11 protein-coding genes are annotated in these 11,634 nt (G+C 59.3%); 9 read left to right on the top strand and 2 right to left on the bottom strand.

What is annotated here, in order from left to right:
* The coding region (locus ACIGDJ_RS25630; RefSeq protein WP_397504648.1) for a 50S ribosomal protein L19 at positions 1–139 on the top strand (139 nt) is incomplete at its 5' end.
* A 169-nt stretch (positions 140–308) separates the two neighbouring features.
* On the opposite strand, the gene ACIGDJ_RS25625 is transcribed toward ACIGDJ_RS25630, so the two are convergent.
* Positions 309–2,117 carry a cation:proton antiporter gene (locus ACIGDJ_RS25625; protein ID WP_397479366.1) on the bottom strand — a complete coding sequence of 603 codons (1,809 nt, stop codon included), beginning with the start codon at positions 2,115–2,117 and terminating at the stop codon, positions 309–311.
* Positions 2,118–2,225: 108 nt separating this feature from the next.
* On the opposite strand from ACIGDJ_RS25625, the gene xerD reads away from it, so the two are divergent.
* The 7 genes from xerD to ACIGDJ_RS25590 all read left to right on the top strand — a co-directional run bounded on the left by xerD (position 2,226) and on the right by ACIGDJ_RS25590 (position 9,514).
* Complete coding sequence (gene xerD / locus ACIGDJ_RS25620) at positions 2,226–3,122, top strand: site-specific tyrosine recombinase XerD (protein WP_101159363.1); 897 nt, start codon at positions 2,226–2,228, stop codon at positions 3,120–3,122.
* Positions 3,123–3,372: 250 nt separating this feature from the next.
* Entirely contained in the window at positions 3,373–4,104 is a 732-nt protein-coding gene (dsbC, locus tag ACIGDJ_RS25615) for a bifunctional protein-disulfide isomerase/oxidoreductase DsbC (protein WP_101159364.1), read from the top strand.
* Positions 4,105–4,235: 131 nt separating this feature from the next.
* A complete protein-coding gene (locus tag ACIGDJ_RS25610) occupies positions 4,236–5,540 on the top strand; it encodes a homoserine dehydrogenase (RefSeq protein ID WP_397504646.1) in 1,305 nt (434 codons plus the stop codon).
* A gap of 103 nt (positions 5,541–5,643) precedes the next feature.
* Positions 5,644–7,053 (top strand): threonine synthase, encoded by a 1,410-nt coding sequence (thrC, locus tag ACIGDJ_RS25605; protein WP_397479367.1) that lies wholly within the window; start codon positions 5,644–5,646, stop codon positions 7,051–7,053.
* A 120-nt stretch (positions 7,054–7,173) separates the two neighbouring features.
* Positions 7,174–8,547 carry a transporter substrate-binding domain-containing protein gene (locus ACIGDJ_RS25600; protein WP_101159366.1) on the top strand — a complete coding sequence of 458 codons (1,374 nt, stop codon included), beginning with the start codon at positions 7,174–7,176 and terminating at the stop codon, positions 8,545–8,547.
* A gap of 117 nt (positions 8,548–8,664) precedes the next feature.
* On the top strand, positions 8,665–9,072 hold the full coding sequence (locus ACIGDJ_RS25595; protein WP_101159367.1) for a response regulator: 408 nt from the start codon (positions 8,665–8,667) through the stop codon (positions 9,070–9,072).
* A gap of 160 nt (positions 9,073–9,232) precedes the next feature.
* Complete coding sequence (locus ACIGDJ_RS25590) at positions 9,233–9,514, top strand: DUF3509 domain-containing protein (protein WP_397479368.1); 282 nt, start codon at positions 9,233–9,235, stop codon at positions 9,512–9,514.
* Between the two features lie 222 nt (positions 9,515–9,736).
* Here the strand turns inward: ACIGDJ_RS25590 and ACIGDJ_RS25585 are convergent, their stop codons facing one another.
* Positions 9,737–10,936: a CaiB/BaiF CoA-transferase family protein gene (locus ACIGDJ_RS25585; protein WP_101159368.1), complete on the bottom strand. Its 1,200-nt coding sequence runs from the start codon at positions 10,934–10,936 to the stop codon at positions 9,737–9,739.
* Between the two features lie 146 nt (positions 10,937–11,082).
* Here ACIGDJ_RS25585 and ACIGDJ_RS25580 point away from each other — a divergent pair, with 146 nt between their 5' ends.
* Positions 11,083–11,625, top strand: coding sequence for a YaeQ family protein (locus tag ACIGDJ_RS25580; RefSeq protein ID WP_007908961.1), 543 nt, complete (start codon positions 11,083–11,085; stop codon positions 11,623–11,625).
* Positions 11,626–11,634: the final 9 nt, after the last annotated feature.

The raw sequence follows: 11,634 nt of genomic DNA, 5'->3' as shown, positions 1-11,634 counted from the left end.
AGAACGTACTTTCCAGACCTACTCGCCGCAAATCGACAGCATGGCTGTCAAGCGTCGCGGTGACGTACGTAAAGCCAAGCTGTACTACCTGCGCGACCTGTCGGGTAAAGCAGCCCGCATCAAGGAAAAACTGGCTTAAGTCCAGCTTCCGATGCAGAAAAAAGCAGCCTACGGGCTGCTTTTTTGTTGCCCGGGATTTGTGCTGCGAAGATCTTCAGTCTATCTGTGACCGAGTCGCGACCTTCGCGAGCAGGCTCGCTCCCACAAGAGTCCGAATGTGGGAGCGAGCCTGCTCGCGAATCGATCCATCAGGCGCCGGAACCTTGCGGTTGAATCAACGCCAGCAACGTCCACCCAGCCCCCGGCTTCAACGCCGTTTCCGGTGTCACTACATGCACCCAGCCGCTGCCATCACGCATGAACAGCAGCGTCGCGCGATGGCCGTGCAGCGATTGGTAATCCTCCCAGCCAAACCCATCCGTCAAGGTTGTGCTGTAGAGCTCCGCTCCCTGGCCCATCTGACCGGCCAGTTTCGAATAGGTCAGTGCCTCACTGCCCAATTGATTGCCCCGGTGTTCCAGGCTTGCTCGATGTTTATCGCTGCGCCGGCTTTCATGGCCGCTGGCCAGACCGAACAGGCGCTGATGACCGAAGTCATGACGAAAGCGCATCGCCGCCAATGTGTTCAGTTCACCCGACGGTGACAGCGCGAGCAAATGCCCCAACCCCACCAGATCCAGATGCGCGTCAGCATGCTGCGACGCCGGGTTGCCAAAATAGGTTGGCAAGCCTTCCATGCGTGCCGCTCGAATATTTTCCCAGCTCGAATCCGTCAGCAGGACGCGGCTGCCCAGTTGCTGCAGCGATTTGCCCAATTCGCGGGCCGGACCATTGGCGCCCACGATCAGAAAACCGCTCGGCGCCGGTTCGGCCACTTTCAGCAGCCGTGCCAGCGGTCGTGCCGTTGCGCTTTGCAAAACCACGGTGCCGATGATTACCGCGAAGGTCAGCGGCACCAGCAGCAGGGCGCCTTCATGTCCGGATTCATCCAGGCGAATCGCGAAAATTGCCGAGACAGCCGCAGCGACGATCCCGCGTGGCGCGATCCAGCAAAGCAAGGCCCGTTCACGCCAGCTGAGACTGGAGCCGGCGGTGCTGAGCAAGACGTTCAATGGCCGGGCGATCAGCTGGATCACCAACAGCAGGATCAACACCAGCGGTCCCAGGCCGATCAACGCGTTCAGGTCCAGACGTGCCGCGAGCAGGATGAACAGCCCGGAAATCAGCAACACGCTGAGGTTTTCCTTGAAGTGCAGGATGTGTCGCACATCCACGCCTTTCATGTTGGCCAGCCACATGCCCATCAGCGTCACCGCCAGCAGGCCGGACTCATGCATCACTTGGTTGGCGCAGATGAAAATCGCCAGCACCGCTGCCAGCGACGCCAGGTTATGCAAGTATTCGGGCAGCCACTGACGCCGGATCACCGTCCCCAGCGCCCAGCCACCGACGACACCAAACACGGCGCCGCAGAGGATCACCCCGCCGAAGGTGAGGAGACTTTGCTTGAGGCCATGGCCTTCAGCGCTGGCGATGATGAAGCTGTACACCACCACCGCGAGCAGAGCGCCGATCGGATCGATCACGATGCCTTCCCAGCGCAGGATGTTGGCGATCGAGGCTTTTGGCCGCACCACCCGCAGCATCGGCACGATCACGGTCGGACCGGTGACCAGCGTCAGGCTGCCAAACAGAATCGCCAGCATCCAGTCGAAGCCGAGCAGAAAATGCGTGGCAACCGCGATGACAATCCAGGTCGAAATCGCTCCGAGGGTCACCAGTCGATGGACGACGCTGCCGATCTCTTTCCATTCCGACAGGTGCAGGGTCAGGCTGCCCTCAAACAGGATCAGCGCCACTGCCAGAGACACCAGCGGCATCAGCAGCGGGCCGAACATTTCCTGCGGGTCGAGCCAACCCAGCAGCGGGCCGGCCAAAATGCCGGTCAGCAACAGAAACAGAATGGCCGGCAGCTTCAGGCGCCATGCCAGCCACTGACAACCCAGCGCAGCGGCGCCGATCCCGCCAAATGCCAAGAGAATTTGCTGCTCGTTCATTGAAGCTCCCTGTTCCTTGATCTGGCTGGCTATGAAAGACTAGCGGCCATTCCCGTCGTTCACTGTCTATTTGCACGCAGTGTGAAAAACTGCCTGCCCTGAGCACCCATGCCTGCCATCGACCATCCGCTGATTGATCAATTCCTCGACGCTTTATGGCTGGAGAAAGGCCTGTCGGACAATACCCGCGACGCCTATCGCAGCGACCTCGCGCTGTTCAACGGGTGGTTGCAGGAGAAGAACCTTGAGCTGATCAACGCCGGGCGCGAATTGATCCTCGATCACCTGGCCTGGCGCCTGGAGCAAAACTACAAGCCACGTTCCACCGCGAGATTCCTCTCTGGAGTGCGTGGTTTTTATCGCTATCTGCTGCGGGAAAAGTTGATCAGCGTCGATCCGACCTTACGCGTCGACATGCCGCAACTCGGCAGGCCGTTGCCCAAGTCGCTGTCGGAGGCCGACGTCGAAGCACTGCTCAAGGCGCCTGACCTGAGCGACGCCATCGGCCAGCGCGACCGCGCGATGCTGGAGGTGCTGTATGCCTGTGGCCTGCGCGTGACCGAACTGATCAGTCTGACGCTGGAGCAGGTCAACCTGCGCCAGGGCGTGTTGCGGGTGATGGGCAAGGGCAGCAAGGAGCGGCTGGTGCCGATGGGCGAGGAGGCGATTGTCTGGGTCGAGCGTTATATGCGTGATGGTCGTGGCGAATTGCTCGGTGGCCGCCCCAGCGATGTGCTGTTCCCCAGCCAGCGCGGCGAGCAGATGACCCGCCAGACCTTCTGGCACCGGATCAAGCATCAGGCCAAGGTTGCCGGCATCAGCAAGTCGCTATCACCACACACCTTGCGTCATGCGTTCGCCACGCATCTGCTCAACCATGGCGCGGACTTGCGCGTGGTGCAGATGTTGCTCGGGCACAGCGACCTCTCCACGACGCAGATCTATACTCATGTCGCCCGCGCCCGCTTGCAGGATCTGCACGCCAGACACCACCCGCGCGGCTGAATACAAAACCTTGTGCAGGAGCGGCCGAAGGCTGCGATCCTTTGATCTTGCTGTCGCTTACAGAAGCCAGAATCAAAAGATCGCAGCCTCTGGCAGCTCCTACAAAATGAGATCGATGTCTTGTGTCAGGCGCATTCGGCCACCGTGACCTTATGTGTTAGGCTTTGCCGGTTTGCACGATGGACGGTTATGACCCGATGTTTCGCATGGGTGTTCTGACCGTTCCATTGGCCCGCCCTCAGGAGTACTCATGCGTCTGACCCAGATTTTCGCCGCCGCCGCCATTGCGTTGGTGAGCACCTTTGCCATCGCCGATGACGCGGCCGACAAAGCCATTCGTCAAAGCCTGGAAAAACTCGAACTCGAGGTTCCGGTCGAAAGCATCAGTGCCAGCCCGTTGCCCGGCATGTACGAAGTCAAACTTCAAGGCAGTCGCGTGCTGTACGCCAGTGCCGATGGCCAGTACATCGTTCAGGGCAACCTGTACCAGCTCGCGAACGGCAAACCGGTCAACCTGACCGAGAAGACCGAGCGCCTGGGCATTTCCAAACTGATCAATGCCATCCCTGTCGCCGAAACCGTGGTCTACCCGGCGGTCGGCGAAACCAAGTCGCACATCACCGTATTCACCGACACCACCTGCCCGTACTGCCACAAATTGCATGCCGAAGTGCCCGAGCTGAACAAGCGCGGCATCGAAGTCCGCTACGTGGCGTTTCCGCGTCAGGGCCTGAATTCGCCGGGTGACGAGCAGTTGCAAGCAGTGTGGTGTTCGAAAGACAAGAAAGCCGCCATGGACAAGATGGTCGATGGCAAGGAAATCAAGGCCGCCAAGTGCGATAACCCGGTTTCCAAGCAGTTCGCCCTCGGTCAGTCGATCGGCGTGAACGGTACACCGGCCATCGTTTTGGCTGACGGCCAAGTCATTCCGGGCTACCAGCCGGCGCCACAAGTCGCCAAACTGGCGCTGGGCGCGAAGTAATTCGCATCGTCACGGGCAGCCGCTGACGATCGTGGCCCGGCAGTAACAGCGCCGGGCCATCAACAGAGAGCCGCGAGCACGCGGTTGTTTTCCGGCCGACCCTGCGTCGGCCGTTTCATGGGGAGTTCACAGTGAATCCGGTCAAAGTAGGCATCTGTGGGTTAGGGACCGTCGGTGGCGGTACCTTCAACGTACTTCAGCGCAACGCCGAGGAAATTGCTCGTCGTGCCGGGCGTGGGATCGAAGTGGCACAAATTGCCACGCGAACGCCAAACCCTCAGTTCCCGACGACCGGTATAGCGATTACCAACGATGTCTACGAAGTGGCCACGAACCCTGAGATCGACATCGTCATAGAGCTGATGGGCGGCTACACCGTCGCCCGCGAGCTGGTACTCAAGGCCATCGAGAATGGCAAGCATGTGGTCACCGCGAACAAGGCGCTGATAGCCGTTCACGGTAATGAGATTTTCGCCAGGGCACGCGAGAAAGGCGTGATCGTGGCGTTCGAAGCAGCCGTGGCTGGTGGCATTCCAGTGATCAAGGCGATCCGCGAAGGCCTGTCCGCCAACCGCATCAACTGGGTCGCCGGGATCATCAACGGCACCGGCAACTTCATCCTCACCGAAATGCGCGAGAAGGGCCGAACGTTCGAAGACGTGCTCGCCGAAGCGCAAGCGCTGGGTTATGCCGAAGCCGATCCGACGTTCGACGTCGAAGGCATCGATGCCGCGCACAAGCTGACCATTCTGGCGTCGATTGCTTTCGGTATTCCGCTGCAATTCGACAAGGCTTACACCGAGGGCATCACCAAGCTGACCACCGCCGACGTCAACTACGCCGAAGCACTGGGCTATCGCATCAAGCACCTCGGTGTGGCGCGCAGCACTGACGCCGGCATCGAGTTGCGGGTGCACCCGACGCTGATCCCGGCCGATCGCCTGATCGCCAACGTCAATGGCGTGATGAACGCCGTCATGGTCAACGGTGATGCCGCCGGTTCGACGCTGTTCTACGGCGCCGGCGCTGGCATGGAGCCGACTGCTTCGTCGGTGATCGCCGACCTGGTGGACGTGGTTCGCGCGATGACTTCCGACCCGGAAAATCGTGTACCGCACCTGGCCTTCCAGCCGGACTCGCTGTCGGCGCATCCGATCCTGCCGATCGAAGCCTGTGAAAGCGCGTACTACCTGCGCATACACGCCAAGGACCATCCGGGCGTGCTGGCTCAAGTGGCAAGCATCCTGTCGGAGCGCGGCATCAATATCGAATCGATCATGCAGAAGGAAGTCGAAGAGCATGACGGCCTGGTGCCGATGATCCTGCTGACTCATCGCGTGGTCGAGCAGCGCATCAACGATGCGATCACTGCGCTGGAAGCACTGGCTGGCGTCGACGGCCCGGTTGTACGGATCCGTGTCGAACATTTGAATTAACAGCAGCGGCAAGCTGCAAGCTACAAGCGCCAAGACAAAGCGGTTCGGCTTTACTGGCAGCTTGCAGCTTGAGGCTTGCCGCTCAAACCAAAGGTTTGCCCTTATGCGTTATATCAGTACTCGCGGCCAGGCCCCGGCCCTGAATTTCGAAGAGGTCCTGCTGGCTGGTCTGGCGACCGACGGCGGTTTGTACGTCCCGGAAAACCTGCCACGTTTCACTCAGGAAGAAATTGCTTCCTGGGCTGGCCTGCCGTATCACGAGCTGGCCTTCCGGGTAATGCGCCCGTTCGTCACCGGCAGCATTCCCGACGCCGATTTCAAGAAAATCCTCGAAGAAACCTACGGTGTGTTTGCCCACAGCGCTGTGGCGCCACTGCGTCAGTTGAATGGCAATGAGTGGGTGCTGGAGCTGTTCCACGGTCCGACCCTGGCGTTCAAGGATTTCGCCCTGCAACTGCTCGGTCGTCTGCTCGACTACGTGCTGGAAAAGCGCGGCGAGCGTGTGGTGATCGTTGGCGCCACGTCCGGCGACACCGGCTCGGCAGCCATCGAGGGCTGCAAGCATTGCGAAAACGTCGACATTTTCATCCTGCACCCGCATCAGCGAGTGTCGGAAGTACAGCGTCGGCAGATGACGACGATCTTCGGCGAGAACATCCACAACCTCGCCATCGAAGGCAACTTCGATGACTGCCAGGAAATGGTCAAGAACAGCTTCGCCGACCAAAGCTTCCTCAAGGGTACGCGTCTGGTGGCGGTGAATTCGATCAACTGGGCGCGGATCATGGCTCAGATCGTCTACTACTTCCACGCCTCGCTGCAGTTGGGCGGGCCGGCGCGTTCTGTGTCGTTCTCGGTGCCGACCGGCAACTTCGGCGACATCTTCGCTGGTTACCTGGCGCGCAACATGGGTCTGCCAATCAACCAGTTGATCGTCGCCACCAACCGCAACGACATCCTGCACCGCTTCATGAGCGGCAACCAGTACGTCAAGGAAACCCTGCACGCGACCTTGTCGCCGTCGATGGACATCATGGTTTCGTCGAACTTCGAGCGCCTGCTGTTCGACCTTCACGGTCGCAACGGTGCGGCGATTGCCGGCCTGATGGACGCGTTCAAAAAGGATGGCAGCTTCAGCGTCGAACAAGAGCGCTGGACCGAAGCGCGCAAACTGTTCGACTCGCTGGCAGTGGACGATGCGCAGACTTGCGAAACCATCGCCGAGGTCTACGAGCAGAGCGGTGAAGTCCTTGATCCGCACACCGCCATCGGCGTGAAAGCCGCGCGCGAATGCCGTCGTAGTCTGGACATCCCGATGGTGATTCTGGGCACTGCCCACCCGGTCAAGTTTCCTGAGGCAGTGGAGAAAGCGGGTGTAGGAAAAGCGCTCGAACTGCCTGCACATCTTTCTGATTTGTTTGAGCGAAACGAGCGCTGCACGGTTCTGCCAAACGACCTTAAAGCCGTGCAAGCCTTTGTCAGCCAGCATGGCAACCGCGGCAAGCCCCTGTAAGCCCATAAAAGCTGTCACATTTTGAAGCCCGTCTCCTGACGGGCTTTTTTGTTTCTGCTGCCACACTGCTCGGGTTTTCACCCACGAAGGAGGGGTGAGTCGATCACGAAGGAAATGGCAATGCTGTTTTACAGAGGTTTGAAACCGGCGCTGGGCTGGTTGTTTATGTTGGCGCTGCTGGGATGGATGCACAGCGGCGTGGCAGCGCAAATGGTACGCGATCAGACGAATGCGTCCGTCAATGTGCAGCCTGTCGAACTCGACGCACGCGAGCGTCAATGGCTTCGCGAAAACCCGAAGGTGACGGTGGCGTCGGTGCAGTATCCGCTGTATCTGTTTCAGGACGAGCACGGGCAATGGAGCGGTCTGAACAATGATGTGCTCAAGCGTGTCACTGCGATGACCGGGCTGCAATTCGAGCATCAGGAATCCTTTTCCACCAATCACATGCTCGAACGTCTGCAAAGTGGGGTCGCGGACATCAGTACGACCTTGGCCATGAGCGATGATCGCAAGCTGTTCCTTGATTTCAGCCACGCGTTCGGCGGGGCGGGCTGGGTGTTCGTCGGGCACGCCAGCGCGCCGAGTGTGGAATCTTTCGAACAATTGGCGAAACGTGTTGTGGTGCTGCCGGCCCGGCATGCGCTCGAAGATGTGATCCGGCGTGACTATCCGTCGATTGAAATTCTTTCTGTAAAAACTTATGCCGAAGCGCGAGCGTTGGTCGAGAGTGGTGAAGCCTATGCCACGATCGAAAACGAGATCGGCGCGCAGCTCTATCCGTTGGGCATGCTCAAAGTCGGTGGCTTGGTGGAGGGCAAGTGGGAAGCCGATCATCTGGCTGTACGAAAGGGCATGCCAGAGTTGCTGAGTATTCTCAACAAGGCGCTGGAAGCTTTCCCGGCCGCTGAGTTGCGAGCGATCCGACTCAAATGGCTCGAAGGTATTTCGCCGGCACCCGTCCCATCGATCTGGCAGCAGTTGGTCGGGTGGGGATGCTGGGCAATGGGGGGTATTGGCGTTTTCGGAATGCTGTCGTTGGTGTGGAACAGACGCTTGGCGGCAGTGATCAAGTTGCGCTGTGAAGCAGAAAAGGAACTGGGTGATCAGTTGGCTTTTCAGCACGCCCTGATTGATTCCATGCCGGATCCGGTGTTCGTGCGCGATCTGCAGGGACGCCTGATCATCTGCAACCGCAGCTACGAAGAGGCGCTGTCGGTGCGCCTGGATCAGATGCAGGGGCGTTTGCTGATCGAGGTCGACGCGCTGCCTGAAAGTACCGCGCGGATGCTGCACGACGAGTATGTCTCGCAGTTGCAAACGCGCAAGTCGCGCTTCAGTAAGCGCGAGTTGCTATTCAATGGCGGGCCACGAGAGATCTATCACTGGACGGTGCCGTTTTACAGCGGTGACGGCAAACTGCGCGGCTTGTTGGGTGGCTGGACCGACATCACCCAGCGTCGGACCGAGAGCGGCTGCCGATGTCTGCATTAAAGAAGGGAAATGTCCTGCAAGACGCGGCTACTTTTCTGATGGGAGGCTTAAGACGCCTGGCCTAGAGTGAACGATAACTGCGGTGAGAGTCCGCGATGATCGCTTCAGAGGTCGCCCATGCGCTCGCTTAAAGTCCTGATTCTTGAACCCAACCCGTTCCAACTGATGGCATTGCATCAAATGCTCAATGCCATTGGCATCTACGACGTTTTGACGGCGCCTTCGCTTGCCTCAGCCTTGTGTTCATTAGGGCATCGCGGCGCAGTTGATATTGCCATCTGCGATCCGCAGCTCAAGGGTGGCGATGGACTGGCTTTGATTCATCACCTGGCGGCGCACCATGAGGCCCGTGCGCTGATTCTGCTGGGCTCGGTCGCGCAGAGCTTGTTGAGTGATCTGGAACCGGTACTTTGCCAACAACGCCTGCGCCTGCTGGGACGGCTGCAAACGCCGGTCTCGGCAGTGTTGATGAGAGCTCTGCTCGACAGCTATCTGATCACGTCGCAAGCACTTGTCGAGGCCTGAAACCGGCGAATATTTTTCTGTCATCTTCGCCGTGCATGCTCTGTCAGACGCGGACCCGCAAGGTCGGGACGCGACAGACAGAACTTTCTTCTCGGGCCGGTGGTCATTTAATGTGAACACGCCCCAGGCACTGTTTTCGGACTATTGAGTGGAGATCGAGATGGAAAGTATCAGTCTATTGCTCGGTGAGGCTCTGAGCCCGTATCAGGTGACGCTGACCCCTCGCGGCAGCCATGGTGAATATCTGGTGACGCTGAAGAACAGCAGCGGCGCGATTGTAGTGGAGCGCGAATTCAATCAGGCCCAGTTGAGCGACAAGCGCTTGCTGACCGACGTAGTGGACGGCCTGCACCGTGACGTGATGATCGCCGAAGGACGACTGGAACCCTGCGTCATTGCGGCGTTGCGCAACGCCGCTCTGGACAAGCGTCCGGCCCTGTAAAGATGAAATATCTTTTGTGGGAACCTTCCTGCATTCCTGTCAGTCAGACCCCATAACAGCAGGATCAAGCATTGTGCTCCGGTGCTTGTCGCTTGCTGCTACGGGTCTCAAAGCAGACCCCGTTTAACCCCGAGTCGTCTCCCCACTTCTCGGGGTTTCTTTTGCCCGTCGTTTGCTCAATGCGCGGCTTGTTGCTCGAAAAAGCGAAGCGCCCGGTGGTGCTCAAATGGCCCCGTCTTCACGCAGCCGAGCGATTTGCGCCGCGTCGTAGCCCAGATCGCCAAGCACCTGCGCATTGTGTTCGCCAAGCTGCGGTCCGACCCACTCGGACGCGCCCGGTGTTTCGGACAGTTTCGGCACGATGCCGGGCATCTTGAAATCCTTGCCGTCCGGCAGCTTGGCATGGAGGAACATTTCCCGCGCCAGGTATTGCGGATCGCTGAACATGTCTTCGGCGCTGAAGATCCTGCTGACCGGCACATCGGCCTGGTTGAGCCGGTCGAGTACAGTTTGCAGTGGCAGCGAATTGACCCAGCGATCTATCACGCCATACAACTCGTCACGGCGACTGTCGCGGCCGTCATTGCTGGCCAGCGCAGGGTCATTGGCAAGATCTTCGCGGCCAATCACGAGCATGAAGCGTTTGAAGATTGCATCACCATTGGCGCCGATCTGCACATGTTTGCCGTCGGCGCTGGTGTGGATCGAGGAGGGCGTGATACCCGGCATGATGTTGCCGCTGCGCTCGCGGATGAAACCGAAGACGTCGAACTCCGGCACCATGCTTTCCATCATGGCGAAAATGGCTTCATACAGGGCAACGTCGACCACTTGGCCGTGTCCACCATTGACCTCGCGATGACGCAGCGCCATCAGCGCGCCGATCACGCCCCACAGCGCGGCAATCGAATCGCCGATGGAAATCCCGGTGCGCACCGGGGGCCGATCCTCGAAACCGGTGATGTAACGCAAGCCGCCCATGGATTCGCCAACCGCGCCGAAGCCTGGCTGATCCTTCATCGGCCCGGTCTGACCGAAACCGGACAAGCGCACCATCACCAGTTTCGGGTTGAGTGCGTGCAGGGTTTCCCAGCTCAGACCGAGTTTTTCCAGTACGCCGGGGCGGAAATTCTCGATGAGGATGTCGGCTTCGCCCAGCAGTTGTTTCAGGATCGCCAAACCGTCAGGGTGTTTGAGGTTCAGGGTCAGGGACTTTTTGTTGCGTGCCTGAACGAACCACCAGAGGGAGGTGCCCTCGTACAACTTGCGCCACTTGCGCAGAGGATCGCCGCCGTCCGGCGATTCGATCTTGATCACTTCGGCGCCGAATTCGCCGCAAATGCGCGAGGCAAACGGCCCGGCGATCAGCGTACCCAATTCAATGACTTTCAGACCCGAGAGCGGTTTGCTGGTAAACGGCATGCGAAATCCTGTAGGACAAGGCTGAGCGGATACAGGGTTTTAACATAGCCGACGGTCAGACGCCGCAGCTTGATTGCCATCAATTCGATGATTGCCTGTGGCATCGGTTAGACTTGCCGACTTTCCTCGTATCAAGAAGCCCGTTCATGGCCCAGCCGTCCACTACCTACAAATTTGAACTGAACCTCACCGACCTCGACCGCAGCGTCTACGAGAGCGTCAAGCAGACTATCGCCCGTCATCCTTCGGAGACCGAAGAGCGCATGACCGTGCGGCTGCTGGCCTACGCGCTCTGGTACAACGAGCAGCTGTCGTTCGGCCGTGGTCTGTCAGACGTGGATGAACCGGCCTTGTGGGAAAAGAGCCTGGACGACCGTGTTCTGCACTGGATTGAAGTCGGCCAGCCGGATGCCGATCGCCTGACCTGGTGCTCGCGCCGCACCGAACGCACCAGCCTGCTGGCCTACGGCAGCCTGCGCGTATGGGAAACCAAGGTGATCCCGGCGATCAAGAACCTGAAAAACGTCAACATCGCAGCCGTTCCGCAAGAAGTGCTGGAGACCCTGGCCAAGGACATGCCGCGTGTCATCAAGTGGGACGTGATGATCAGTGAAGGCACGATCTTCGTCACCGACGACCGCGGTCAACACGAAGTCCAGTTGCAATGGCTGCAAGGTGAGCGCGGCTGAGTTCGCGAC

Origin of the sequence: Pseudomonas sp. NPDC079367 (assembly GCF_044542195.1) — a bacterium.
Taxonomy (GTDB): Bacteria; Pseudomonadota; Gammaproteobacteria; order Pseudomonadales; family Pseudomonadaceae; genus Aquipseudomonas.
The sequence above is the reverse complement of the archived record's forward strand: the minus strand, read 5'-3'. Positions and strand labels throughout refer to the sequence as shown.